The following is a 25,145-nucleotide window of genomic DNA, read 5'->3' as shown; positions in this document are numbered from 1 at the left end:
TTAACGCCCCGATATTAAAAATTTATGACAATGTGGAACTTTTTATAAAAAAGAGTATTTAGATGTTTCTGTCATAAATTCGTCACGAGGCATCGCCACAATGCCCGATCTCGCGCAATAAAGTGGTTCGCCCGACGCGGCAAGTGTTGGCAAGCGGCGTGAGTCCTGTTAAAACATCAGCTCGATATCGATATTCCTTTTGAACGGCAGAGAATCATGAGTGATAGCCAGACGCTGGTGGTAAAACTGGGCACCAGTGTTTTAACAGGCGGATCCCGTCGCCTGAACCGCGCCCATATCGTCGAATTAGTGCGCCAGTGCGCACAGCTGCACGCAATGGGTCACCGCATTGTCATTGTGACCTCCGGGGCCATTGCCGCCGGACGTGAGCATCTCGGCTACCCGGAACTGCCTGCGACCATTGCGTCCAAACAGCTTCTGGCGGCGGTAGGACAAAGCCGTCTGATCCAGCTGTGGGAACAGCTGTTTTCTATTTACGGTATTCACGTCGGCCAGATGCTGCTGACCCGCGCCGATATGGAAGACCGCGAGCGCTTCCTCAACGCCCGCGATACCCTGCGCGCGCTGCTGGATAACAACATTGTGCCGGTCATTAATGAGAATGACGCCGTGGCCACCGCTGAAATTAAAGTCGGCGACAATGACAATCTTTCCGCACTGGCGGCTATTCTGGCCGGTGCCGACAAACTGCTGCTGCTGACCGACCAGCCGGGGCTGTTCACCGCAGACCCGCGCAACAACCCGCAGGCGGAACTGATCAAAGACGTTTACGGCATTGATGACGCGCTGCGAGCCATTGCCGGCGATAGCGTTTCTGGTCTGGGAACCGGCGGAATGGGCACCAAGCTGCAGGCCGCCGACGTCGCCTGCCGCGCGGGCATCGACACTATTATTGCTGCCGGCAACCGCCCAGGCGTGATTGCCGATGTCATGGAAAGCGTGTCGGTAGGAACCCGCTTCCATGCGCAGGAATCACCGCTGGAGAACCGCAAACGCTGGATCTTTGGCGCCCCGCCGGCGGGTGAAATTACCGTCGATGCCGGTGCGACGCTGGCCATTCTGGAAAGAGGCAGCTCCCTGCTGCCGAAAGGGATCAAAATCGTGACCGGCAACTTCTCCCGTGGCGAGGTTATCCGCATTCGTAATAGCGAAGGTCGTGATATTGCCCACGGCGTCAGCCGTTACAACAGCGATGCCCTGCGCATGATTGCCGGGCAACACTCGCAGCAGATTGATGCCATTCTGGGCTATGAATACGGTCCGGTGGCGGTCCATCGTGACGATATGATCATCCGTTAAGGAGCTTCCAATGCTGGAAAAAATGGGCATTGCTGCCAAAGCGGCCTCATACAAACTCGCGCAGCTTTCCAGTCGCGAAAAGAATCAGGTTCTGGAAAAAATTGCCGATTATCTTGAAGCGCAGACCGACGAGATCCTGCGCGCGAATGCGCAAGATCTGGAGGAAGCTCGTGCTAATGGTTTGAGCGACGCGCTGCTCGACCGTCTGGCGCTCAACCCGGCACGGTTAAGCGGAATTGCCAGCGATGTGCGCCAGGTCTGCAATCTGGCGGATCCGGTCGGCCAGGTCATCGACGGCGGTCTGCTGGATAGCGGGCTGCGGATCGAACGTCGTCGCGTCCCGTTGGGGGTAGTTGGCGTCATTTATGAAGCGCGTCCTAACGTGACCGTTGATGTCGCCTCCCTGTGCCTGAAAACCGGTAACGCGGCGATTCTGCGTGGCGGAAAAGAGACGTGGCGAACCAATGCCGCGACGGTAAAAGTGATTCAGCAGGCCCTGCAGGAGTGCGGATTACCGGCGGCGACCATCCAGGCCATTGAGAGCCCGGACCGTGCGCTGGTTGGCGAGATGCTGAAGATGGATAAGTATATCGACATGCTGATCCCGCGCGGCGGCGCTGGCCTGCACAAGCTGTGCCGCGAGCAGTCGACGATTCCGGTGATCACCGGCGGCATCGGCGTGTGTCATATCTTTATTGATGATTCTTCCGACATCACCGAGGCGCTGAAAATTATCGTCAACGCCAAGGTTCAACGCCCGAGCGCCTGTAACTCTGCCGAAACGCTGCTGGTGCATCAGGATATCGCCGGGCGCTTCCTGCCGGCCCTCAGCAAACAGATGGCGGAGAGCGGCGTGACGCTGCATGCCGACGCCCTGTCGCTGCCGGTGCTGCAGGCCGGTCCGGCAAGCGTCGAACCGGTGCAAGCGGCACAGTACGACGACGAGTATCTGTCGCTGGATCTGAACGTGAAAGTGGTTGCCGGCCTGGATGAAGCCATCGAGCACATCCGCACGCATGGCACCCAGCATTCGGATGCCATCCTGACCCGTACCCTGAGCAACGCCAACCGTTTTATCAACGAAGTGGATTCCTCAGCGGTATACATCAACGCCTCTACCCGCTTCACCGACGGCGGCCAGTTTGGCCTCGGCGCGGAAGTGGCGGTCAGCACGCAGAAGCTGCACGCCCGTGGCCCGATGGGCCTGGAAGCGTTAACGACCTATAAATGGATCGGTTTCGGCGACGATACGATTCGTGCTTAATGCTAAGCGGGTGATGCAAAAGTAGCCGTTTGATTCATAAGGCCATTGACGCGTCACCCACTTAGTTTTAACCTTTTACCCCGTGATTCGCCCGGCGATCACGTCCCTCTCAGGGCCGATATAGCTCAGTTGGTAGAGCAGCGCATTCGTAATGCGAAGGTCGTAGGTTCGACTCCTATTATCGGCACCATTTCCATCAAGTACTGTCCAACATTCCAGCTCGAACTCACCCCCTTACTGCTCTGAGAATCTTGGGTAGCATCACGTCAATTATCACGAAATGAGTAGAAAAAACCGCCCTTCTGCCCAGAAGCACACAGTTGTGAACAAACAACCCACCGCCATCGCATTGTTAACTGTATGTACGATTTGTATAAATCATATTGGCAGTAGCATCATGTCATTTAAATATATGTAGAGTAATTTTGTATTTTAATAAAGCAACTGACACTAACAATGTAATCATTCCTGCTGGTATATATAAAACATATCGCAAATGATTTCTCCCATTATTGTTACGCCTTTATGGAGTTCATATAATTAAAGCTGTTTTCTGAAATGAACATCAACCAGGTGATTTTAAATAATGAGGATAATGTTATGATCAAAAATGCATTTGTTGAAGAGAATAATGCTGGCGCGATTGTTGTGCGGGTTGAGGGAAAAGAGGTTTGCCTCTTTGATAATTATGACTCGGCACTGGAGTGGGCATTTTCCATTGGCTATCATGTTTATAAAAAAGTACCAACAAACCGCAGCCATGAAGAGTGCTGGGTAAAATATACCCAGCACCGTTAAGTCCGGCAAGCTATGCTATATTTATTCAGGTGCTGAGTCATTCCACTACTTAGCACCTGAATCATCCCGAACTCACTTTCACGCCAGGTGCTTCAATGGAGTTAAGACATATTCGCTATTTTTTAGCTGTCGCTGATGCCAAAAGTTTTACTTACGCCGCTGAGGCGCTCGGTATTGGCCAGCCGCCATTAAGTTTACAAATACGCGATCTGGAGAATGAGATTGGCACCAGGTTGTTTCATCGCGTGGCACGAGGCGTTGAGCTAACCGCGGCGGGCAGCGCTTTTTATGAAGAAACCCGACAGCTACCGGGCCTGGTTGAAAACGCAAAGCGCGCAGCCTTGCTGGCATCGAGAGGGGAAAAAGGGGTACTCAAAATCGGTTTTACCTCTTCTTCGGTATTTAATACCGTGGTTACCCGCAGTATTAAACAGTTTAAGAGTCAATTTGCCGATGTCACTTTGCAGCTTGAGGAAGCGCATACTGCTGAATTAATTAATATGATCCAAAATGGCTCTATTGATTTGGCGTTTGTCCGTACCGATCACCTCGATAATGAACAGGCCGAAATGCATCTGTTGATGCGCGAACCGCTGAGCATCGTGTTACCTGATAATCACCCGTTGATTCAGAAAAATAAAATCACATTAGCGCAACTGGTTAATGAGGAGTTAATCGTCTGCCCACGAGATTATAGTGCACAGTTATACGATACGATTATCTCCCTCTTCGATAATTCCGGGTATACGCCGCAGATTAAACAGATGGCGCCGCAACTCTCCTCCATTATTAGCCTGGTTGGTGCCGGTCTTGGGATTTCGATTATTCCTGCGTCAATGAAAGTCATGAGCCACACCGCTTCCGGCGTCGTTTTCTGTGATTTTGATAACGAAGGGGCGTATGTCCCATTAACGTTAATTAGCCGCTCACATGAACGTTCGCCGGCGGCTAAGAATTTTATCAACAATGCCATCGAAACCCTGGAGAATTACCCTTTCTTCTATTAAGGCAATCAGCGCGGGACGCGTAGGCCGCCGCGGTGGCCGCGCGTAAAAACAATTTGCCACAGCTGGATGTTTCTTGCGCGAAAGGCTCCTGCACAGGCCGTCAGATAGTAGGTAAACATCCGATAAAATCTGTCGCTGTAGTTTTTTTCAAGCTGCGGCCAGTGCTCCTGAAAGCGCGCCAGCCAGGCCATCAGGGTCAGGTCATAATCCGCGCCGAAGTTGTGCAGATCTTCAATAATGAAGTGAGATTCGCTGGCCGAAGCAATTTGCGCGACAGAAGGCAGGCAGCCGTTTGGGAAGATATATTTGTTAATCCAGGCGTCAACGCTGAGATCGGTTTTGTTGGCGCCAATGGTATGCAGCAGAAAAATACCGTCAGCAACGAGATTGCGGTCTACTACATCAAAATAGGTGGCATAGTTTTTCGGGCCAACATGTTCAAACATACCCACCGACACAACCCGGTCGAATTTTCGGTCGAGGTCGCGATAATCCTGCAGCAGGATCTCAACATCACAGAGCGCACAATGTTCCTGGGCCATTTTTTGCTGCTCGGCAGATATGGTTATGCCGGTCACGGAGACGCCGTAGTTTTCCGCGGCATAACGCGCCAGACCGCCCCATCCACAGCCTATATCCAGCAAGGTCATACCGCGCTGTAATTGCAATTTTTCGCAAATCAGCCTCAGTTTGTCTTGCTGCGCCGTCGCCAGATCGCGGGCATTTGCCCAGTAGCCACAAGAATATTGCATATGGGGATCGAGCATCAGGTGAAACAGATCGTTGCCGAGATCATAATGCTCTTTCCCGACAATCCAGGCGCGTTTTTTGGATTGCAGATTGGTTAATCTGGATTTGATGATCCGCAGGCGATCGCCGAAATTAGGGGGTAATGCCGAATCGATATGGGCGATGAGGATTTTCTCAATCATCTCATCAATGTGATCGCACTCCCACCAGCCATCCATATAGCTTTCGCCTAGCCCAAGCGACCCCTGGGCCAGCAGGCGTTTAAATAAATTGTCATTGTTAACTCTGATATCAAAACAACGATCGCCATTAAACTCAATGCCCGTATCGGATAAAATACTGGCGCAAGTCTGGAGATCCCGATTGCCCTGCAAAGGCATATCTGAATAATTTCGCATTGAAAAACCCTAAGTGAAGATGATTTACAATTTATTCTGCCGATGTTTTCGACAACGATAGACATCAGACCAGGAATGCTGCGTTACAGCCCTTTCCTCTCTGACGCGTTGCCGTAGGGGAGTGTATTTAATACCGGGTAGCTGTGGTATTCACTGCCAGAAGGGTTATCTATACATTCTTTAAATAGCGGCAGTCAGGACACAGGCAATCTGGGGCTCAATGGCGGCTCTTGCGGACGTCGATGCAGGGCGAGTGGTGAATCATTCAGATATGGTGGATTTCGCTAACCGTCTAAATTTAGCTCTGATATCGATTCACATGTCGGTAGCGCGAGGGTGGCAGGCGATAATGCCGTGAAAATACCCGGGTGAAGGTCTGCTGCGAATCAAAACCATATTTGCAGGCAATATTGATAATCGCCTCATCGGTTTCCACTAAATCCTTTGCCGCCAGATTCAGTTTCTGCTCCCGGATATATTTCCCCAGGCTTACGTTCATTACCTGAAAAAAAACACGCTGAAGATGCCATTTAGAATATCCTGCACGGGCGGCAACATCTTCTATCTTCAGCGGTTGATGTATATTCCGGTCGATCCAGTCAGTAATGTCTTCGATGATATCTTCTGTTTTAAACATAAATGAGTACTCACGTTAGAGAAACAACGATATCAACCGAAGATGTCGTGAATCTATTATTTATAGATTTCGGCAACACCATGCAGACGATTATTACCGGTCGCTGACAGAATTTTATACTCGCTGGCGCCTTGCTTATCGGCCTTCTGAGATAAGGCATCGGACAACTCATCCAGCGTCAGCGCATTGCTGGCGGAGACAACGCCGATTTTCTCTTTACCGGCGGCGTCATTCACCAGTTGGGCTGCATTGGCTACATTAAACAGGCCTGAACTGATAAGTACTGCGGAAATTAAGATCGCTTTCATACCGGATACCTCGTTAAATAAAAAAGTGAAAGGGGATATATTCCGCCACGTTTAAATTAAACGTCTCTGCGTCATTATTTACATCCTTGAAAAACAGTATACGGATCTCGCCTGTCGGAGACCTGACGAGACCCTGACATCTTTGTCAGGAAAGAGATTTCACTTCATCATATTGATTCAGAAAAGAATTTAGCTCACTGACAATCCCAGCTGGCTCCTCAGCAAGCGGCATATTGTCGATATCCAGAATAGCGTCGATATCTTTCGGCCGATCCGCCTGAAGCGCGGCAAACAGCGGGTTGAGATCCCGTTGCCCCTCCCCTTTCTCCGCCACCAGCTCAAAGGTTTTGTTTTTCGCGGCATCGCTGGTGAGTGCACAAATCAGCACCTGCGCAATTTGCGCCCGTGCAATCACGCCATCATCCGGCGTACCGGCGTGGCGACGGTCGCCCTGCAGCATCACAAGCTGGTGCTCATCATCCTTGTTGTAATCAAACCAGCCCGGCCGGACGATGGTATACGGATGCCCGCTGGCCCGGACCAGACGCTCGGCGCGCCGTTTCCAGTCATGGACTTCGGTACGCTGGTTCCAGCTGCTGAGCCGCTCTGTGACCCCAATGGTCGACATCAGAGCGATCCGCACCTGGGTTCCCTCCAGCAGGCGCAGGATATTTCGCACGCCGCCGTAATCAATCGCCCGGGCGCCGATACGCCCCTGGCCGTCGGAGCCGAGGGTAAAAATCACCGCATCAATCTCTTTCACCGCTTCCGCCAGCGTCTCAGGCAGAGCCACGTCGCCGTAGCACACCTCGGTCTGGCGAGGTAACACCCGCACTTTCTGACGATTTCTGACCAATGCTCTGGGCTGATGGCCCATGGCGATGGCGGTCTCTACGACCGGGAGGCCGACGCTACCGGTCGCGCCTGCAATAAGAATTTTCATGGAACACCTTCTGTATTCAGTAACCAAAATGACGTTAAAAACAGGATACCGCTTGCCATTGTTCTCAGTAACCGGGCTAAAATGATTGCGTCTATGAACGATCTTCATGAGTGCGGCCTGCAGCTGACCAGGCTCAATAAGGAAATTCGCCGATGCTTAAAGAGAACTTCAACGAACTGCAAATCTTCCTGGCGGTAGCGAGGGAGCGAAGCTTCACCCGCGCGGCCGGCAAACTCGGCGTCTCACAATCCGCGCTCAGCCATGCCATCAAGGCGCTGGAAGCGCGTTTAAACCTGCGTCTGCTGACCCGAACCACCCGCAGCGTCTCCCCGACGGAGGCCGGTGAGCGCATCATTGCCAGCCTGGAGCCACGCCTCGCCGAACTTGAACAAGAGCTGGAGATGCTGATCCAGCTGAACGGCACGGCATCTGGCAATCTCCGTCTGTCCGCAGGTGAACACGCCGTTCGCAGCCTGGTGTGGCCGAAGCTGAAACCGTTTCTGCGGGAATACCCGGAAATCAATGTCGAGCTGGTGGTGGATAACGGCTTCGTGGATATCGTGGATGGCCGTTTCGATGCCGGTGTGCGGCTAGGGGAAAGCGTCGATAAAGACATGATTGCCGTCAGAATCGGCCCGGATATGCGCATGGCGGTGGTGGCTTCCCCCGACTATTTTGCCGCCAACGGCACCCCGGAAACGCCCCATGATCTGCAGCATCACCGCTGTATCAATATGCGCCTGCCTACCGCCGGTGGCCTGTATCACTGGGAGTTCGAGCGCGAGGGTAAACCGCTGCGCGTGCGGGTTGAGGGACAGCTGACCTTCAATCTGCTGTCAGAAAGGATTGATGCGGCGCAGTCCGGCTTTGGCATCGCCTGCGTACCGGAAGATGTGATTGCAGAGTCGGTCCGTTGCGGAGCGTTGGTTCAGGTACTGGAGGCATGGTGCCCCGCTTTCCCCGGCTACTACCTCTACTACCCCAGCCGAAAGCAGCATCCGCCGGCGTTCGCGCTGATGATTGATGCGCTGCGCTATAGCGAGTAACGATGACGAATACCGGGCCGACGGTGACCCGCCAGCCCGTTGCGACTACCGCCCTACCCGCGCCTGAAGCTCTGCGGGATAGCGCTCGCTGCAATGTTTATCGTATCAGCCACGGAGTAATCTACTGCAAATCATCCGGTGAAAGAATCATGTATTTTGATAAAAAACACGGGAGTTCATGTTAATATTTTCGTTCCTTTAATCCTCCCAGTAAAAAAATACCCCCCATTCTGAAACACCGCACCAATTTAATTGGTTAAATATCAGCCAAAACAATATCATCCAGGGCCAAAACATTTAAATTCTGTACCTTTTATTTTATGAACAGGAAGAACTGGCTCATCTCAACTTGTGCCACAGAAAAGCCACTCCCATCTTCACTTAAGTTCGAACCAACAAACAAAACCCATACATATCAATGCAATAAATAAAACACCAAACAAAAAATAAGATTTCATAAGATCTGAGTTAACCCCACCCCACCTGAAGTTAATTGAACTAAAAAGAATAAATATTATTTCAGTTTCAATTTAACGCACCAACCGTATCCTAGGTGACGAAAACAATATTAATTGTTGTGTTTGCTTTGTGCAGATACGCATTAATGATTAACCAGCACCATTAATAGCCTCGAAGGAAATATATCGAATGAAATTATACCAATTTGGCAAAATTGCCTTAGTGCTCGCCGCTGCGGGTTTATCAAGTGTCGCGAATGCAGCAGACGGTACTATTAATTTTATCGGCACCATCTCAGCCGCTGCGTGTTCTGTAAATAATACTGCAGGGACCTCTTCAACCAGCGGAACCGTGGATTTTGGTCAGGTCAGCAATATCACTCTGGCCACGGCAGGAGCATCGACGGTCAGTACGCCATTCAGCATTGAGCTGACCGAGTGTGCCGTTGAGAACGCACCTAAGATCACCTTCACCGGGACTTCTCTGGGCTCTTCTGCCCGACCTGAACTCTTTGCATCCGGCATCACCGGCGTCGGTATCCGTATTGAAGACGCCGGCGCCAGCGGCACCTACTACACCACCGACGTATCGAACAGCAACACCGGCCTCTCCTTACTGGGCGAGGATGTAGTGTCAGCAACCGGCAAATTCAACGCCTATCTGGTCAGCGATACCGCCACGGCAAAAACCGGTGGAGATATCGATACCAACGTGACCTTCACTATCGATTACAGCTGATAACGTTCGGTGATGGCCGGTAATAACCTTGCTTTACCGGCCTTTTTTATTCCGGAGCCAGACAATGACCTTAAAATACGCAATGTGCCTCTTTGGTGCCGCACTTCTTCCTTTATCTGTACTTGCTGACGGACTCACTCTGGGTGGCACCCGCCTTATTTATGATGCGGCAAAAAAAGAGGCCAGCATTGCCCTTGAAAACCGAGGGAAAAGTACGCCTCAACTGGTACAAACCTGGGTGTCCGACAAGAACCGCAACACCCAGGCGATTCCTTTCGTCACCACGCCACCGGTCTCCAAGCTAGGGCAGAACGACACTATCGCTATACGCGTGGTCTACGTCGGGCAATCACTGCCCAATGACCGTGAAACGCAGTTCCAGCTTAACGTTCGTGCCGTCCCCGCCACAGAGCGGAAAAACAACCCGCAGCGAATGGTGATCGCCACACAGAACATTATCAAGCTGATTTATCGCCCGGTCGGACTGACGTCTGAAGCGGCTTCCCGGGCCGGGGAAAGTCTGAAGGTGAATTCGGTCAGCGGCGGAGTGCGTTTTGATAACCCGACGCCGTATGTCGTCTCTCTCGCAAGCGTCGTCATCAACGGAAAGAAAGTTGAACGCCCGGGGACAATTCAGCCCTATAGCCAGCTTCTGGTGCCCTCACCAGCAGGCACGCCTTCTACGGTTATCTGGCGCACCATTAATGACTTCGGCGGCATCACACAAGACGTCAAGTTCACGTTCTGAGGACGACCATGCGCAAACTGTTATCCGCAGGGCAACTCACAGCCCTGACGGCAGCCATCTTTTGTGTGCTGTACGGGAGTCGGAGCGTCCGGGCCGAACTCTATTTTAACGTCAACTCCCTTAATCTTACGGATGAACAGAGACAACAAATCGATCTGGATCTTCTGTCACGTACCGATATCCAGATGCCCGGAGAGTACGACGTAAACGTGCGCGTCAACCGCAGTGACGCTGGCCGATACCGGATGAATTTTGTCGCCTGTGATAACCGATTATGCCCCGAACTCACCCCCGAGCTGCTCGGCACGCTGGGTGTCAAAACGCAGGTTATTCCCGGCATCAAGAACCTTGCTCCGGACGCCATTATTACCCACCTGGAGGCGTTACTTCCCGGAGCGGAGACACCGTTTGATTTTGGACGCGGTATTCTGGATATCAGCATTCCTCAGGCGGCGATGGATAACCGTGCTCGTGGGTATATTCCCCCGGAGCAATGGGACGATGGCCTGCCCTTTCTGTTTACTTCCTACAGTGCCAGCGGGTCGGAAAATCACAACAGAAACCTCGGACAAAACACCAGTACCCAGTATGTGAATTTCCGCAGCGGGGCCAATTTTGGCGCATGGCGTCTGAGAAACACAGGCTACTATCAGGCCAACGCTGCCCGCGGCCAGTGGCAGAATCTGGAAACCCGGCTTGAGCGCGACATCCGCAGCCTGCGCTCGCGCTTAGTGATGGGCGATACCAGCAGCCCCGGGATTATCTTCGACAGTTTCAGCTTTCGGGGCGTCAGCCTGAGCACACAAGACAGTATGCTGCCCGACAGCCAACAGGGCTATGCGCCGCAGATAACCGGCGTGGCGGTGACTAATGCCACGGTGGAAATCAGACAGAACGGCAACCTGCTTTACCAGACCTTTGTCTCTCCGGGGGCATTTATCATCGATGACCTGTATGCCACCTCTACCTCAGGCGACCTTCAGATAACCGTACGCGAAGAGGATGGTTCAGTCCGCAGCTGGACACAGTCCTTCGCCTCACCGCCGATATCAATACGCCAGGGTGCGCTTAAATATTCGGCTACCGCAGGCAAGTTTGGCGCACATTACTATCACAGTCGCGATACGCAAGCGCAGCGCTTTATACAGGCTGAATTTCTGTATGGCGTACTGAACAGTACATCGTTGTATGCAGGCCTTATCGCAGCGGAACACTACCGTTCCGGTATGCTGGGCGTGGGACAGGCTCTGGGAATTTTGGGAGCACTGTCGCTCGATGTTACCCATGCGCAGACTCATTTTTCCAGCGGAGAAAAGCAGACAGGGCAATCTTGGCGCGCCCGCTACAGCAAGCGTTTTGAAGTCACAGGCACCAGTATGACGCTCGCCGGATACCGTTATGCTACGGATGGATATTATGACTTTGATGAGGCCAGTAACAGTTACCACACCGCAGAGAGAGTCAACCGAACGATACTCAAAAGTCGGGCACAACTCAGTCTCAGTCAGGATCTTGGTCCTCTGGGTTCCCTGGCGTTGTCCGCTAATCAGCAGGAATACTGGAACGGATACAGCCGTAGTCGCAGTCTGACTGGCGGCTGGAGCAAAACGTTCAACGGCGTAACGGTAAACCTTAGCCAGACCCAAAGTAAAAGCTGGCGCTCCGGGAAGACGGATAACGTGACCTCCTTCAGCATCAGCCTGCCCATTGGTCAGTGGCTCTCTGGCCACGGCAGTTCCATCAGAATGAATACCAGCTACACACGCTCTGATTCCGGCAGCGCAACCCTCAATAGCACCCTGTCAGGCACGGCGCTGGCAGGACGAAATTTATCCTGGGCGGCCTCGCAGGGTTACCGCCAGGAGGGGAGCCAGGAAAGGAACAGCACCGCACTCTCTGGCACCTACCGTGGCGGATTGGGCTCATTAAGTGTTGGCTACTCTAACTATTATGGCGAGAGCCGCCAGTTTAACTGGGGAGCTCAAGGAGCCGTCGTGGTGCACCCTCACGGCGTGACTTTATCTCCCCCTCTCTACGAAGGCAGCGCCTATGCCCTCGTTCGCTCGCCCGGAGCGGATGGCGTCAGGGTGAAAAATCAAATCGGTCTGACCACCGACTGGCGCGGATATGCGGTAGTCCCTTCAATGATGGCCTACCGGGAAAACCGCGTCGGTCTGGACACCGCCACTCTGGGAGAAAACGTGGACCTGAAACAGGCCGAGGTCAAAGTAGTACCGACCCGAGAAGCGCTGGTACTGGCCGACTTTAACACCAGCAAAGGTTACCGCAGCCTGTTGACACTGAAGCACGCAGGCCAGGCCGTTCCGTTCGGGGCGATGGTCAGCGCCGGCGACAGCCAGGGCATTGTCGGCGACGGTGGTCAGGTCTACCTGTCCGGTATGGCCGATGGTACAGCGCTGACGGTGGTGTTATCGGCCGATCGCAGTTGCTCCGGGATTTTTGAGGAGAAAAAGGCGATGAAAGTGAACGGATTAATGATGGCAGAGACGGAGTGTCTGTAATGAAAATAAAACGATATCTGCCGCCAGCGCTTGCCGGCATAGCGTTACTGACCTTGAGCAACCAGGCGCTAGCTGAATGTCAGTGGTTAGCAGGGAAATCGGCGGCGGCCTATACCTATTCACCGCCCATTGGCCTGGTGGGTAGTTCACTACTCAGTTACATTATTCATCAGGATTATATCTCCGGCCCCACTCTTGCAGCAATGACAGGCGCAGCCAATGTTTATACTGACATTATTCAGTGTACCTCTGAGGAGGACCTGATAACATTTGAAGGTGGAGATTTTCCTACCGGGGAATTAGTCGCTAACTCACAATTTAAATTTATCCGCCCGAATAATAATGTCCGTGTCGGTTTCGTATTTCGCTCGTCTAAATCTGAGGGTTACTGGGTGTACCCTGACAGAACGACGGGAGCCCCAACCGCACAAACTCTGGCCCAGCTTTACGCTCTGAATGGGACCAGCTTTTCTGAACGAAACGGACGTCTGTCGTGGTCAGAGATCATTGTCAAAGGAGGCTATAATATTAATATCTATGCCTTTAAAGCCGGTGGCTCTGTTAATTCCGGGCATCTGCCTGCCGGGCTCTTCGGTAGTATAAAAGTCGGTTTGTTAACCGTATTGAATATAAATTTCAGCGGCGTTGACGTGACCGCGGCATCCTGCGAAATAAAAGATTATCCTGCTGAGGTGCCGCTAGGGATAGCCTATAAGCAGCGCTTTCCCAATCCGGGCGATACGCAGAATGAAACAACATTCAGTATCAGTCTGGCCTGTGAAGATACGCGACTTTTACCGGCTCTCGCCTTTGAAGGGGCGACAGACAGCACCCACAAGACGGTATTTAGCAACACCACAGGCGAAGGTTATGCGGCAAATGTGGGGGTTCAACTTATGCGAAACGGCAGCGTAATCACCCCTGGCGCGTTAACGCCAGCCACGCTTGGTAGCGTCACGTCGACTGCCGCTATGGCATACGACTTCAGCGCCCGTCTGTTTCGCTTAAATGGCAACATGACTTCCGGGGCGGTGGAAGTACCGGTCACATTTACCATCACCTATGAATAGACTCAGCGTTCTGATGTCATCAATAAGCCAGGAATAACGGGCCGACGGTGACCCGCCAGCCCGTTGCGACTACCGCCCTACCCGCGCCTGAAGCTCTGCGGGATAGCGCTCGCCGACAATCTTCACCGTATCGAGCGCCTGGGTAATCTGCTGCAGATCCGCTGGCGAAAGGACAACATCTGCCGCCCCCAGGTTCTCCTCCAGACGATGCAGTTTAGTGGTCCCCGGGATCGGCACGATCCACGGTTTTTGCGCCAGCAGCCATGCCAGCGCGATTTGCGCCGACGTCACGCCTTTCTCTGCGGCCAGCTCGCCGAGCAGCGCAATCAGCCGTTCGTTCGCGGCGATTGCCTCGGCGGCAAAACGCGGCACTTTACTGCGGAAATCATCGGCCCCGAAGGTCGCCCCTGGCTTAATCGCGCCGGTCAGGAACCCCTTTCCTAGCGGGCTGAAGGGAACAAAGCCGATCCCCAGCTCTTCCAGCAGCGGTAAAATCGCCTGCTCAGGCTCGCGCCACCACATCGAATATTCACTTTGCAGCGCGGCAACCGGCTGGACGGCATGCGCCCGGCGAATGGTCTCCACCCCGGCCTCGGACAGGCCAAAATGCTTAACCTTCCCTTCCGCGATCAGCATTTTTACGGTGCCGGCGACATCCTCGATCGGCACATCCGGATCAACCCGGTGCTGATAGAGCAGATCGATAACATCCGTTTTAAGGCGGCGCAGCGACCCCTCGACCGCCGCGCGAATATGCTCCGGACGGCTGTTGAGGATCTGCTGCTTGTTGTCATCGCCGAAGGTAAAACCGAATTTGGTGGCGATCACCACCTGGTCGCGAAACGGTTTCAGGGCTTCGCCGACCACCTCTTCGTTCAGATACGGCCCGTAGACTTCCGCGGTATCGAAAAAGGTCACGCCGCGCGCCACCGCGGCACGGATCAGTTCAATCGACTGACGGGTATCCGTCGCCGGGCCGTAGCCATGACTGAGGCCCATGCACCCCAAACCCAAGGCCGAGACTTCCAGACCTGATTGACCAAGAAAGCGTTTTTGCATGTGCCTGGTTCCTCTGTTATTGGGTTTAGACGTCGAGTTTACGGCCGGTCAGCCACTCCACCATCGCCGGATCGCGATGCGAGAAGAAGGCGCTGGTGGCGGTATCCATGGCGGCAATGCGCACCATGTCCTCTGAGCTCAGTTCAAAATCGAGAATATTGATGTTCTCTTCCATTCGCGCTTTGCGCACGGATTTGGCCAGCGAGACAATGCCGCGCTGGTAGATCCAACGTAAAACGACCTGGCCGACGCTTTTGCCATATTTTTCCCCGATCGCGGTCAGCACCGGATGCTGGAACAGGCCATTTCGCCCTTCGGCAAAAGGCGCCCATGCCTCTGGCTGAATACCGCGGCTCTGCATCCACGGCACCGCCTGCAGCTGCTGGTGGAACGGGTTAACTTCAATTTGGTTGACCGCCGGTGCCACCTGATTAAAGGCCATCAGGTCCGCGAGCCTGTCCGGGTGAAAGTTACTCACGCCAATCGCGCGGATTTTGCCAGCCTGCTGTAAGGCTTCCATCGCCCGCCACGCCCCGTGCACGTCGCCGTAAGGCTGGTGGATCAGGTACAGGTCGACGTAATCCAGCTGCAGGCGGTTCAGCGAGCGTTCAAACTGCGCTTTCGCCCCTTCATAACTGGTGTCCTGCAGCCACAGTTTGGTGGTGACGAAAAGCTCATCGCGCGCGATGCCGCTCTGCCTGAGCGCGTTGCCCACCTGGGTTTCATTTTGATAAGAGGCGGCGGTATCAATCAGGCGATAGCCGGTATCAAGGGCATCCAGCACGGCACGCTCGCACTCTGCGGCATCCGTCATCTGGAAGACACCAAAGCCCAACAGGGGCATCTCAATACCGTTATTTAGTTTTACCGTTTGCATGACGTTATCCTTCAGCTGTTGTGTGAGAGAAGCATAGCGCAGAGTGATTTATTCGATTAGATAGCGGAATAAACTAGGGTTTATTAGATTGATTCATTAATCCGACAGGTGCCTGCCGCCCCGCCCGCTGACGCGCTCCGGCCACGCATCTGGCGTGGGGAATATCAGGATAATAACGTTATTGTATTTCGCCAGGATGATTCTCACCATTTGGTTAAAAAAACAACCTTTGAAGTGCTTAATCTGAATTAAGGTAAAAGCAAACCTGCATCGTTGTGAGTTAAAATTCTTTCTGCTAGTGTCGATAAATATAACTTATCAAATAGTATTTATTATGGTGGGAATCATGACAAGGAATAACCTGTTGGCGTTAGTTTGTATTTCCGTGGGGGTATTACAGGGCTGTGCCAATATAAAAAAAACAGACAGTGCGTTAATCAACACGCCTGCCACGCAAAAAGAACAACCGGCCCAATTACCCGCCCTGCAGCAGTGTATCCAGGATGCCGATGCATTGGTTAAGTTAGATAAAAAATTCCAGAAAGACTCCAGTGAGCTGTATGGTTTAATTAACGATGCGAAATTCTATGCTTCAGTCTCAGGGCAAACGTCGGCCAGCGTGAAATCAACCATCACCCCGCTGTTTGAATACAAGATCAACGATAAATGTAATAGCATTTCGCAGAAGCTAATAAAAGAGTTTGAAAGCCGGGCTAAAAAAGCCGATCTCAATGACGGGATCGCCAGATGATCCACCATCCGGGGATAGTGAAAACATACCCGCGTCGCCCGCTGACGATCGCCGTTGTGCTCTCAACCCTTTTTGTTTTACCCCCTGCGCATTCTGCGGGGGAAGACTTCCTCGATAATATTTCGAAACTCGAGATCCAGCATCCGCCGCCCTCAGATAACGGGAAGGCAGAATCGTCCGCGGGCCAGCAGCGCCCGGATGACGGCAGTACTACCAGCAAACAGGCCCCTCAGAAGCCAGCGGTCGTCAGAAAGGCCGCCAACCAGAATAATAAAGCAGATAACACGATTGCGGCCCTGCGCAAGCAGAATGCGGAGCTGAGTGCCGCGGTCAAAGCGGCAGAGAAAACGCGTGACGAGACCACCCGCACGCTGACGGCGCAGATCGCCGCGCTGGAAGCGCGAAACACGGCGCCTGACGTTGACCAGAGCGCAAGCCTGAATGCGCTGAACAAAAAAAATGCGCAGCTGGCGGCCGCCGCTGAAGCCGCACAGAAAAAGCTCGAAGAGAGCGCCCGCACTCTGAATGCGCAAATCACTGCGCTGAAAACTCAGGGAGCGCAGAGTGATAGCGAGCAGAAAAGCGCCCTTGCCGCGTTAACGAACAAGAATACGCAGCTGACGGCCGCCGCCGAAGCCACGCAGAAAAAACACGAGGCTGCGGTTGCCGCATTAACCGATAAAAATAAGACGTTACAGTCAGCCCTCGACCGAGTGGCGGTAAAAGACGACAAACTCAACCTTGCAGATAAAAACAATAAAAACGCCTATGCGTTAGGGGTTTTCTATCTGACCCAGGCCTTATCGGCAATGGAAAAAATGACCGACAACGGGATGAAGCTCGCCCCAGCGGCATTGGTCTCCGGATTTAACGATGCTTACCAGCAAAAACTGAAAATAAAAGAGAGTGAGATTGAAAAAACCGTCAACGCCCTGAACGACCATATGTCGGCAAAGTTTGTTGATATCGACAATAAAATCATGGCGAAAATAAAGAATAAAAAATACGAAATTTTGCCGAACGGCGTCTATTTTGTGGTAGATAAGAAAGGAAAAGAGAAATATAAGCTCGACGAATCGCTGTCCATGAATATTCTGGAGAAGAAACTGGACGGCACGCCGATATTAAACACCATGAACTCCAGCATGATGTATGACAAACAGACCGATCCGCTGATGGATAAAATCCTGTCGTCCGGCTTTAAAGGCGGCACGGTCACACTGTATGGTCAGGCGGGTTCCCTGTATAACCCGCCGCCTGAGGCGATCAGCCCCACCACGTTAATATCGATCACCTTCGAGCTGCTGCCGTAGCAGCTCAATGCCCTGCCGGTGATCAGGCAGAGGTATGCCGGGCAATGGTGTCGGCCGGGTCCGGCACCGCGGCGATATTCGAATAGGGCACGCGGTTTCGCGCGGCGTCAGGGTTCGGCAACATCGCAAAGGTGATCCCAAAGGTATTGATGCCCCCTTCGCTGCGGGCAAACACGTCCCCGTGATGCATAATCGCGACCGCCCGCACGATAGACAGCCCAAGGCCGTGATGGGTATCGCTTTTCGCCCGTGAAGAATCCACCCGGTAAAAACGCTCAAACAGGCGATGCAAATGCCCGGGCGCGATCTGTTCGCCGGGGTTCGATACCGCCACGCAGGCCCGGTTGTCCTGTTCGCTGAGCCTGACGGTCACCGTACCGTGCGGCGGCGAATGTCGGGCGCTGTTCTCCAGCAAATTCGCCAGCGAACGGTGGAACAGGCGGCGGTCTATATGGGCAATGGCCTCGCCTTCAACCTCCAGCGAAAGCTGCTTTTCAGCAAATGAAGGTTCGACATACTCTGCGGTTTTCAGCGTCTCTTCACGCAGGGAGACGCGGGTCAGCTGCGAGGCATGTTCCCCCGCATGAGCGTGCGACAAAAACAGCATGTCGTTGACGATGGAGGCCATACGTTCAAGCTCCTCCAGGTTGGATCCCAGCAGCTCCTCCAGCTCTTCAGGCGAACGCCGCCGCGACAGCCCCAGCTGGGTCTGACCGATCAGATTGGTCAGCGGCGTGCGCAATTCGTGGGCCACATCGGCATTAAAACTTTCGAGCTGCCGCCAGGCAATTTCCTGGCGCTCAAGCACGCCATTAAAGGATGAGGCCAGCGGCTGGAGCTCTACCGGTAATGTTTCGGTATCCAGGCGTTGACCATGATCTCCCGGCACCAGATGCCGCGCCTGATGGCTCAACGCGCCCACCGGTCGCAGGCCAATTCGGCAAGCTGCATAGCCCAGCCCGGCGACAATCAGCACCCCCAACACGGTGATGATCAGCAGCGTATGGGTAAAGGCATTGAGGGTGCCCATATAACGCGTGGAATCGATAGCGACGACGAAGCGCAGAGCGGGCCGTTCGCCGTTGGCAGGAATGGTTTTCACCAGCAGGGATAATGAACAGGCGTTTTCCGTCGCCCCGGGCACGGTGTTGAAGCCCTCTTGCAGCGACGCCCACTGCACCCCGACCGGCGGCGTGCCGCCCACGCTAAAACGGGGATTATCGCTGACGATCCAGTAACGTACCCGCTCACCTTCCGAACTGGCGAGCACGGTAAATTTACTGGCCAGCGTCGACCAGCCGTCCGCCGACGTTCGCGCAGTGATCCACGGGCTCATCAGCGACTCGCGAAAATGCAGCTCGTTATGCATCTGCCGTCGCAAAGAGTCGTGCAGCGAACTTCTCAGCAAAATGCCGATGGCCACGACAATCAGTAAGGCGGATAACGCAAACATCAACGCCATATGGACGGAGATAGAACGCCTGGACATGCTTAACTCCTGTGCTTAACTCTGTGGTTCTGCCCTGACTTCAAGGACATACCCCATGCCGCGAACGGTATGCAGCAGTTTGACGTCGAACGGCGCATCGACCTTGGCGCGCAGCCGCTTGATGGCCACTTCCACCACGTTGGCATCGCTGTCGAAATTCATATCCCAGACCTGCTCGGCAATCATCATTTTGGATAAAATCTCGCCCTGATGGCGCGCCAGCAGGCTCAGCAAAGTGAACTCCTTCGCCGTCAGCTCCAGCCGGACTCCGGCACGAAATACCCGGCGGGCCAGCAGATCGAGCTGCAAATCGTGAATGTGCAACTGCGTAATATCGGCGCCATCTGTGGCACGCCGGCGTACCAGCGCCTGAATGCGGGCCACCAGCTCAATCAGCGAAAACGGTTTGGGGAGATAATCATCCGCTCCCAGCCGCAGTCCTTTAACCCGCTCGTCGACGGCGCCGCGGGCGGAAAGCATCAGTACCGGCGTCTGTTTACTGGCCCGAATGCCTTCCAGCACCCGATAGCCGTCCATGCCGGGCAGCATGACGTCGAGGATGATCGCGTCATAATCAAATTCTAGTGCGTAATGCAGACCTTCCGCGCCATCCGTGGAGACATCAACCGTAAAGCCTGACTCACCCAGTGCGCGATTGAGGTAACTCGATGTTTTTTCTTCATCTTCAACTAATAACAAGCGCATCTTATTCCCTCTCGTTGAGTCCAGCCCGAGAACACAAGCAATGTTAACGTTTCACACCCGTCATCTGGCTGACATTTTTCTGACATTCCTGTCAGGAATGTGTTTCTGAATTATAGTAACCCGGAGATAACGGGGGATAATCCCCACAACCAGGATAAGGACTATGAGCAGGATTCATAAATGCCGTTAATGCCTGGCTCGGGGGCGATCGCAATCGCATTGACAGCGCCAACTGTAACGTTACACTAAACCGTTATTGTTGATGATCCCCCATATAAAAAAGCGATGTTGGATGAGGTTTGCAGAGGTCGTATAAAAAGACCGCAGACGATCGTTAGTCCGCCACTCACCCATTGCTACAAAGGAGATGTATGGCAAACATTCGCGATGTCGCTAAACACGCCGGCGTGTCCGTCAGTACCGTATCCAACGTGCTCAATGGTCGTACCGATCAGATGCGCGAGGAGACCCTGACGCGCATTCAGCAAAGCATGCAAACGCTGAATTACTTCCCCAATCGTGTCGCCCAGCAGTTGAAAACGGGCCAGGCTAAAATGATCGGGCTGCTGGTTCCCTCCATCGTTAACCCCAGCTTCGCCTCGCTGGTGCGGGAGGTTGATCTGGCGGCCAAACAGCGGCTCTATCGCGTGCTGATCGGCAACACCTATCGCCAGATTGAAGAGGAAGAAGCCTTTCTGGAAGACATGTTCGCCCACGGCGTGCGCGGCATTATTGTCGCCGCCGGCGATATTGAGAAACCGCACTTCGTCCGCGCCGCCGCGCAGGGAATGATCATGGTCAACTACGACGGTCGAATGCCGGCAAACGCCGGTTCCGGCGGCCTGGCGCTGGACAGCGTCTCCATGGATAACGTCGAAGCCGGTCGTTTAGCGACTGAGCATCTGATTGCCCGTGGCTGTCGGCATCTGATCTTCGCCACCGCCGCCGGTATGACCCCCAGCCGCGCCCATAAAATCGACGGTTTTCTCAGCGCAGTGCAGCAGCATGGAATATTTCGTGAGGGGATGATTATCGAAGAGCAGACGATAGCGGCCTACGGCGATACGGAGATGACCGAACTCGGCCGCTCGCTGGCGCACAAGATCTGCCGCCTGTCGCCCTGTCCTGACGGCATCGTGGCGATCAATGACGCGCTTGGTATTGGGCTGATGGCCGGCCTGCATGAAGCCGGAGTGAGCGTACCGGGGCAGATCTCCATTATCGGCATCGACAACATCCCGCTCTCGGGGCTGGTTTATCCCGGATTGAGTTCGGTGATGCCTCCGCTGGGTGACATGGCGGAGGTCATGGTGAAACGGCTGATTGAGCGAACCGAAAACCCGTCGCTTGCGCCGCAGGAGTTTCTGTTTACCCCTTCACTGGTGTGCCGTCAGTCAGTACGCGATGCTGCCGGAGGCTAAAGCCGGCCCGGTGGTGGGAGATCCGTCCCGCCATCACAACAGCGTCGGACCGACGGTGAGCAGAATATTGGCAAAGCGGCGGGTCTCGCCGGAGGCGATCACCAGCAGTGTATCCGACGATTTTGCCAGTGCGTAAAACGCATCGCGGGCCACATATTCCGGTTCGGTCATTTCAGAAAGCAGGCTGCGATATTCGCTGGCAATCGTATTGTCAAAATCATCCGGGCTGGACATCAGCAGCGCTTTTTCAACATTAATGTAGCCGAGTATCTTTTGTAAAATCACCACGCTGCTAATTAACCCCGGAGAAAAATTAAGATAAATAATCCGCGCCCGTGGTGACGAATTGGTTAACAATGAATAATTCGCATCAGCAATAAGAATATTGGCTTTATGGCCACACAGGGCCAGCGCCTGGAGTAGCTCCGGGTGAATAATGTCTGATTTGATCATCAATCGGTGTCCTTAGTTCATAGCCTATCCATTAGGCTATTTTATTTGCCATTTTGGACCTGGGCCGTGCTCACCATCCTCACGTACTGCATGTACGCTCCGGCTTTTCCGCGCTGCCCGTGTCCAGACTGGCTGCAACAATATACGCCTGGAGGGATAAGCTCTTCGGCGGGATATTCCCGCCCCTCGAAGTTATGCCCGATAAATACCGCCGTTAATATCAAGCGTGGCGCCGGAAATAAAACCATCGTATTCGGAGGCGAGGAAACAGATCGCCCGCGAAACATCTTCCGGCGTGCCGGCTCTTCCCAACGGGATCTCTTCGACAGTACGGTCAGCCGAGGCCTGGGTGGTATGCTGGTTATGAAAACGCGTGCCCAGAATCAGCCCTGGCGCCACGGCATTGACCCGAATGCCAAACTCACCCAGTTCGGCGGCAAGCGAGCGCGTCCACGTCAGCACCGCCCCTTTGGTCATGGAGTACACCAGCGAGCCGGAGTGCCCGCCGGAACGCCCGGCTAACGAGGCCAGATTGACGATGCTCGCGCCATCTGTTGCCTCTTTTAGCCACGGCAACGCCTGTTGCGTCACATTGAGCATCGTGGTCATGTTGACATCAATCACCGTGCGCCAGAACTGCGGGTCAATCTCCCCGAGCCATTTGCGGGCAATAATTCCACCGACGTTATTCACCAGAATATCGATCCCGCCTAAAAATTCCGCCGCCTCGGCAACGCACCGTGCCGCATCCTCTTCCCTGGTTAAATCCGCGTAGCCGCAGGTCGCTTTACCTCCGCGCTGCTGCGCAAGGGCGATTAATTCTCTGGGGCCTTCTTCACCACTGAAATAGTGAATATAGATATCACACCCGGCTTCAATCAGTCTTTTTGCGGTCTCTTTACCAATACCTTGCTCAGCACCGGTAATAAATACTTTTTTTCCTGTTAATGATCCCATTGTCTTCTCCTTTCATTAAAAATAAATCGCCACCAGCACATAACATTTATCACCGGCAAGAATTAAGCGTGTCGATATCCCCGCCGGCGAGCGTGTTAAATATCAGAACCTGAGCGATACGATGTTGACCAGGCACCCAGCCAATATGCCAGAGTGCCTTTTCAAAGGTGTTTAAATACGGCGACAGCCTGAACGACTTATGTCTAAATTAATACCCGGCCAGTCCCGGCAACCATGTAGTTAACGGGGGCACCATGGCCACGATAATAATTCCGATGAATACCACCGCCAGATATTTCGCCATGGGCCGAATAACGTGTTTCATCTCCACGCCGCATATCGCGCAGGTGGTATAAAGCCCGAGTCCGATAGGCGGGGAAAAGAGGCCGAACCCCATTGCCATAATCATAATGATGCCGAAATGCAGCGGGCTGAAGCCCAGCTGTACGGCGATCGGCACCAGAATCGGCGCAAAAATTATCAGCGCGGGAGCGCCTTCCAGAACCGCACCAAAAATAACCAGAATAACGATGGTTAATAGCAGGAACAGCCAGGCGCCCTGCTCAACCCCGATACTGACCAGTAATTCGGCTATTTGTTGAGGGATCATCTGTATCGTCAGCGCATAGGAAAGACTGGTAGCGCAGGCGACGATAAACAGCAGTACGCCGGACATGGCTGCGATATCGACGAACATTTTCACCGTGGCTTTGAACGTCAGCTCCCGAAAGGCGAGACGGCCAACGACGATGGCGTAAATCACCGCAAAGGCTGAAATTTCTGTCGAGGTGGCAATCCCCATCATCACGCCGCGGCCAATCATAAAGATCATCACCAGCCCAACGGCGGCGCCAAGATAGAGTTGCGTGCGTGGCCGTAACACCGGGTACGCTTCACTGACGTTAATTTTGCCGCCAAAGCGGTTGGCTGCGATCATCAGTAGCACCAGCAAGCAGGCGGCGGGCACCAGACCGGCGATAAATAACGCGCCAATAGAGATGTTTGCCACAAAGCCCATCACGATCAGGTTCACGCAAGGCGGGATCGTTTCGGCCATCACCGCTGAGGCGGCGAACACGCCCGCGGCCTCTTCGCCGTCCTGCTTAGCCCGACGTACCGCCGGCATCAGCACGCCACCAACCGCCGCCACATCCGCCAGCTTAGAACCGGAGATCCCGGAAAAGAAAGCCATCGACAGCACGGTCGTCATATTCAGGCCGCCACGAAAGCGCCCCATCCCGCGAACGATAAGCTCAACGAGGCGCGTCGACATCCCGTTAATCTCCATGGCGGCGCCGGCAAGCAGGAAGAACGGAATCGCCAGCAGGACAAAGTGGTCCACTCCCGCGGCAACCTGCTGGGAGAAAAAGACAAACGGTAATGACGGATCGCAGATAAAGAACACCATGGCAGACAGACCGAGGGTAAACGCAATCGGCACCCCCGCCAGAATGCCGAGCACAAAACAGATGAGCATCAGCCCCGCTGCGGCGCTGGCGGGATCGGCCATCAGCGAGAGTTTCATATAGCCAATGGCGGCGAGGGCCACGATGCCCAGGCCGCTGAACAGCACAACCCGCATGGACTCCCGCAGGGCAAGCTCCAGCGCCGCCACCATCATCACCAGCGAGCCTATCAATACCGGAATGACGTAGATGGTCTGCGGCAGCCCCGTTTCGGTGGTTTGCAGCCGCGCGGCCTGCACCAGATCATAGCTGGAAATGACCAAGCCGACCGCGACCAGGAATAAAATCCAGCGACTGGCATGGACGACATAGGGACGAACCCGTTCCGGCAAGTAGCGCAGGAACAGGTCGACCCCAATATGGCCGCCTTTCGCCGTCGACGTGGCGACCCCGAAAAACACCAGCGCAATCATCAGCGCACGGGCCACTTCTTCAGCCCAGTGGATGGGCGAGTGCAGCGCATAGCGCCAGATAACGGATGCAAACACCACCAGCACATTGATAAACAGCACCAACGCCCCGGCCCAGGCGGTCAGGGTGGTTAAAAACCGGCTCAGTTTGCCCAACAGCGCAAGGGCAACGCACTCATCCTTTGCTTTAATAGAGATATCAGCCATGTTGAGTCCTCTCCACAAGGTTGCTAACC

Annotated in this window: 23 protein-coding genes and 1 tRNA gene; 13 read left to right on the top strand and 11 right to left on the bottom strand. The window is 53.9% G+C overall.

What is annotated here, in order from left to right; translation table 11 throughout:
• Positions 1–216: 216 nt before the first annotated feature.
• The 5 genes from proB to EDF82_RS10955 all read left to right on the top strand — a co-directional run bounded on the left by proB (position 217) and on the right by EDF82_RS10955 (position 4,389).
• Positions 217–1,320 (top strand): glutamate 5-kinase, encoded by a 1,104-nt coding sequence (gene proB, locus EDF82_RS10975; protein WP_123755598.1) that lies wholly within the window; start codon positions 217–219, stop codon positions 1,318–1,320.
• 10 nt (positions 1,321–1,330) lie between these two features.
• Positions 1,331–2,584, top strand: coding sequence for a glutamate-5-semialdehyde dehydrogenase (gene proA, locus EDF82_RS10970; protein WP_123755597.1), 1,254 nt, complete (start codon positions 1,331–1,333; stop codon positions 2,582–2,584).
• A 114-nt stretch (positions 2,585–2,698) separates the two neighbouring features.
• Positions 2,699–2,774, top strand: a tRNA-Thr gene (locus tag EDF82_RS10965).
• Between the two features lie 410 nt (positions 2,775–3,184).
• Positions 3,185–3,382 (top strand): hypothetical protein, encoded by a 198-nt coding sequence (locus EDF82_RS10960; protein WP_148060392.1) that lies wholly within the window; start codon positions 3,185–3,187, stop codon positions 3,380–3,382.
• Positions 3,383–3,477: 95 nt separating this feature from the next.
• Positions 3,478–4,389, top strand: a complete 912-nt coding sequence (locus EDF82_RS10955; RefSeq protein ID WP_123755595.1) for a LysR family transcriptional regulator — start codon at positions 3,478–3,480, stop codon at positions 4,387–4,389.
• Positions 4,390–4,394: 5 nt separating this feature from the next.
• Here EDF82_RS10955 and cfa read toward each other — a convergent pair whose 3' ends face one another.
• From cfa to EDF82_RS10935, 4 genes are all read right to left on the bottom strand, one after another.
• A complete protein-coding gene (gene cfa, locus EDF82_RS10950; protein ID WP_227540130.1) occupies positions 4,395–5,519 on the bottom strand; it encodes a cyclopropane fatty acyl phospholipid synthase in 1,125 nt (374 codons plus the stop codon).
• A 316-nt stretch (positions 5,520–5,835) separates the two neighbouring features.
• Positions 5,836–6,174: a helix-turn-helix domain-containing protein gene (locus EDF82_RS10945; protein ID WP_123755593.1), complete on the bottom strand. Its 339-nt coding sequence runs from the start codon at positions 6,172–6,174 to the stop codon at positions 5,836–5,838.
• Positions 6,175–6,230: 56 nt separating this feature from the next.
• On the bottom strand, positions 6,231–6,482 hold the full coding sequence (locus tag EDF82_RS10940; protein ID WP_123755592.1) for a DUF1471 domain-containing protein: 252 nt from the start codon (positions 6,480–6,482) through the stop codon (positions 6,231–6,233).
• Positions 6,483–6,627: 145 nt separating this feature from the next.
• Complete coding sequence (locus EDF82_RS10935; protein ID WP_123755591.1) at positions 6,628–7,425, bottom strand: SDR family oxidoreductase; 798 nt, start codon at positions 7,423–7,425, stop codon at positions 6,628–6,630.
• Between the two features lie 152 nt (positions 7,426–7,577).
• On the opposite strand from EDF82_RS10935, the gene EDF82_RS10930 reads away from it, so the two are divergent.
• The 5 genes from EDF82_RS10930 to EDF82_RS10910 all read left to right on the top strand — a co-directional run bounded on the left by EDF82_RS10930 (position 7,578) and on the right by EDF82_RS10910 (position 14,008).
• Positions 7,578–8,471, top strand: coding sequence for a LysR family transcriptional regulator (locus EDF82_RS10930; protein WP_123755590.1), 894 nt, complete (start codon positions 7,578–7,580; stop codon positions 8,469–8,471).
• Positions 8,472–9,119: 648 nt separating this feature from the next.
• A complete protein-coding gene (locus tag EDF82_RS10925) occupies positions 9,120–9,668 on the top strand; it encodes a fimbrial protein (RefSeq protein ID WP_123755589.1) in 549 nt (182 codons plus the stop codon).
• Between the two features lie 64 nt (positions 9,669–9,732).
• Entirely contained in the window at positions 9,733–10,416 is a 684-nt protein-coding gene (locus tag EDF82_RS10920) for a molecular chaperone (RefSeq protein WP_123755588.1), read from the top strand.
• A gap of 8 nt (positions 10,417–10,424) precedes the next feature.
• A complete protein-coding gene (locus EDF82_RS10915; protein WP_123755587.1) occupies positions 10,425–12,938 on the top strand; it encodes a fimbria/pilus outer membrane usher protein in 2,514 nt (837 codons plus the stop codon).
• Entirely contained in the window at positions 12,938–14,008 is a 1,071-nt protein-coding gene (locus EDF82_RS10910) for a fimbrial protein (protein WP_123755586.1), read from the top strand. The genes EDF82_RS10915 and EDF82_RS10910 overlap by 1 nt, the downstream gene beginning before the upstream one ends.
• Positions 14,009–14,077: 69 nt before the next feature.
• Here the strand turns inward: EDF82_RS10910 and EDF82_RS10905 are convergent, their stop codons facing one another.
• Together EDF82_RS10905 and EDF82_RS10900 are read right to left on the bottom strand one after the other, a co-directional pair.
• Entirely contained in the window at positions 14,078–15,067 is a 990-nt protein-coding gene (locus tag EDF82_RS10905) for an aldo/keto reductase (protein WP_123755585.1), read from the bottom strand.
• Between the two features lie 25 nt (positions 15,068–15,092).
• The gene (locus tag EDF82_RS10900; RefSeq protein WP_123755584.1) at positions 15,093–15,944 is read right to left on the bottom strand and encodes an aldo/keto reductase; all 852 of its coding nucleotides are present in this window, start codon (positions 15,942–15,944) and stop codon (positions 15,093–15,095) included.
• A gap of 346 nt (positions 15,945–16,290) precedes the next feature.
• Here EDF82_RS10900 and EDF82_RS10895 point away from each other — a divergent pair, with 346 nt between their 5' ends.
• Together EDF82_RS10895 and EDF82_RS10890 are read left to right on the top strand one after the other, a co-directional pair.
• Positions 16,291–16,695, top strand: coding sequence for a hypothetical protein (locus tag EDF82_RS10895; protein ID WP_123755583.1), 405 nt, complete (start codon positions 16,291–16,293; stop codon positions 16,693–16,695).
• Entirely contained in the window at positions 16,692–18,008 is a 1,317-nt protein-coding gene (locus EDF82_RS10890) for an FKBP-type peptidyl-prolyl cis-trans isomerase N-terminal domain-containing protein (RefSeq protein ID WP_123755582.1), read from the top strand. Before EDF82_RS10895 ends, EDF82_RS10890 begins: the two co-directional genes overlap by 4 nt.
• A 22-nt stretch (positions 18,009–18,030) precedes the next feature.
• On the opposite strand, the gene EDF82_RS10885 is transcribed toward EDF82_RS10890, so the two are convergent.
• Positions 18,031–19,497, bottom strand: a complete 1,467-nt coding sequence (locus EDF82_RS10885) for a heavy metal sensor histidine kinase (RefSeq protein ID WP_123755581.1) — start codon at positions 19,495–19,497, stop codon at positions 18,031–18,033.
• A gap of 15 nt (positions 19,498–19,512) precedes the next feature.
• Positions 19,513–20,202 (bottom strand): heavy metal response regulator transcription factor, encoded by a 690-nt coding sequence (locus EDF82_RS10880; protein WP_123755580.1) that lies wholly within the window; start codon positions 20,200–20,202, stop codon positions 19,513–19,515.
• Positions 20,203–20,573: 371 nt separating this feature from the next.
• On the opposite strand from EDF82_RS10880, the gene EDF82_RS10875 reads away from it, so the two are divergent.
• Complete coding sequence (locus EDF82_RS10875) at positions 20,574–21,623, top strand: LacI family DNA-binding transcriptional regulator (RefSeq protein ID WP_123755579.1); 1,050 nt, start codon at positions 20,574–20,576, stop codon at positions 21,621–21,623.
• A 33-nt stretch (positions 21,624–21,656) separates the two neighbouring features.
• On the opposite strand, the gene EDF82_RS10870 is transcribed toward EDF82_RS10875, so the two are convergent.
• The 3 genes from EDF82_RS10870 to EDF82_RS10860 all read right to left on the bottom strand — a co-directional run bounded on the left by EDF82_RS10870 (position 21,657) and on the right by EDF82_RS10860 (position 25,116).
• On the bottom strand, positions 21,657–22,076 hold the full coding sequence (locus EDF82_RS10870) for an RbsD/FucU family protein (RefSeq protein WP_123755578.1): 420 nt from the start codon (positions 22,074–22,076) through the stop codon (positions 21,657–21,659).
• 192 nt (positions 22,077–22,268) lie between these two features.
• Positions 22,269–23,033, bottom strand: coding sequence for an SDR family NAD(P)-dependent oxidoreductase (locus tag EDF82_RS10865; RefSeq protein WP_123755577.1), 765 nt, complete (start codon positions 23,031–23,033; stop codon positions 22,269–22,271).
• A 208-nt stretch (positions 23,034–23,241) separates the two neighbouring features.
• Positions 23,242–25,116 (bottom strand): TRAP transporter large permease subunit, encoded by a 1,875-nt coding sequence (locus tag EDF82_RS10860; protein WP_123755576.1) that lies wholly within the window; start codon positions 25,114–25,116, stop codon positions 23,242–23,244.
• Positions 25,117–25,145 lie beyond the last annotated feature (29 nt).

It is taken from the genome of Klebsiella sp. BIGb0399, assembly GCF_003752615.1.
Taxonomy (GTDB): Bacteria; Pseudomonadota; Gammaproteobacteria; order Enterobacterales; family Enterobacteriaceae; genus Klebsiella; species Klebsiella lignicola.
Note: the sequence above shows the minus strand (reverse complement) of the source record. Positions and strands in the feature narration are given on the sequence as shown.

Coding starts and splice junctions, on each gene's coding strand:
- proB (WP_123755598.1), top strand. CDS start 217: ATGAGTGATAGCCAGACGCTGGTGGTAAAACTGGGCACCAGTGTTTTA.
- proA (WP_123755597.1), top strand. CDS start 1,331: ATGCTGGAAAAAATGGGCATTGCTGCCAAAGCGGCCTCATACAAACTC.
- EDF82_RS10960 (WP_148060392.1), top strand. CDS start 3,185: ATGATCAAAAATGCATTTGTTGAAGAGAATAATGCTGGCGCGATTGTT.
- EDF82_RS10955 (WP_123755595.1), top strand. CDS start 3,478: ATGGAGTTAAGACATATTCGCTATTTTTTAGCTGTCGCTGATGCCAAA.
- cfa (WP_227540130.1), bottom strand. CDS start 5,519: ATGCCTTTGCAGGGCAATCGGGATCTCCAGACTTGCGCCAGTATTTTA.
- EDF82_RS10945 (WP_123755593.1), bottom strand. CDS start 6,174: ATGTTTAAAACAGAAGATATCATCGAAGACATTACTGACTGGATCGAC.
- EDF82_RS10940 (WP_123755592.1), bottom strand. CDS start 6,482: ATGAAAGCGATCTTAATTTCCGCAGTACTTATCAGTTCAGGCCTGTTT.
- EDF82_RS10935 (WP_123755591.1), bottom strand. CDS start 7,425: ATGAAAATTCTTATTGCAGGCGCGACCGGTAGCGTCGGCCTCCCGGTC.
- EDF82_RS10930 (WP_123755590.1), top strand. CDS start 7,578: ATGCTTAAAGAGAACTTCAACGAACTGCAAATCTTCCTGGCGGTAGCG.
- EDF82_RS10925 (WP_123755589.1), top strand. CDS start 9,120: ATGAAATTATACCAATTTGGCAAAATTGCCTTAGTGCTCGCCGCTGCG.
- EDF82_RS10920 (WP_123755588.1), top strand. CDS start 9,733: ATGACCTTAAAATACGCAATGTGCCTCTTTGGTGCCGCACTTCTTCCT.
- EDF82_RS10915 (WP_123755587.1), top strand. CDS start 10,425: ATGCGCAAACTGTTATCCGCAGGGCAACTCACAGCCCTGACGGCAGCC.
- EDF82_RS10910 (WP_123755586.1), top strand. CDS start 12,938: ATGAAAATAAAACGATATCTGCCGCCAGCGCTTGCCGGCATAGCGTTA.
- EDF82_RS10905 (WP_123755585.1), bottom strand. CDS start 15,067: ATGCAAAAACGCTTTCTTGGTCAATCAGGTCTGGAAGTCTCGGCCTTG.
- EDF82_RS10900 (WP_123755584.1), bottom strand. CDS start 15,944: ATGCAAACGGTAAAACTAAATAACGGTATTGAGATGCCCCTGTTGGGC.
- EDF82_RS10895 (WP_123755583.1), top strand. CDS start 16,291: ATGACAAGGAATAACCTGTTGGCGTTAGTTTGTATTTCCGTGGGGGTA.
- EDF82_RS10890 (WP_123755582.1), top strand. CDS start 16,692: ATGATCCACCATCCGGGGATAGTGAAAACATACCCGCGTCGCCCGCTG.
- EDF82_RS10885 (WP_123755581.1), bottom strand. CDS start 19,497: ATGTCCAGGCGTTCTATCTCCGTCCATATGGCGTTGATGTTTGCGTTA.
- EDF82_RS10880 (WP_123755580.1), bottom strand. CDS start 20,202: ATGCGCTTGTTATTAGTTGAAGATGAAGAAAAAACATCGAGTTACCTC.
- EDF82_RS10875 (WP_123755579.1), top strand. CDS start 20,574: ATGGCAAACATTCGCGATGTCGCTAAACACGCCGGCGTGTCCGTCAGT.
- EDF82_RS10870 (WP_123755578.1), bottom strand. CDS start 22,076: ATGATCAAATCAGACATTATTCACCCGGAGCTACTCCAGGCGCTGGCC.
- EDF82_RS10865 (WP_123755577.1), bottom strand. CDS start 23,033: ATGGGATCATTAACAGGAAAAAAAGTATTTATTACCGGTGCTGAGCAA.
- EDF82_RS10860 (WP_123755576.1), bottom strand. CDS start 25,116: ATGGCTGATATCTCTATTAAAGCAAAGGATGAGTGCGTTGCCCTTGCG.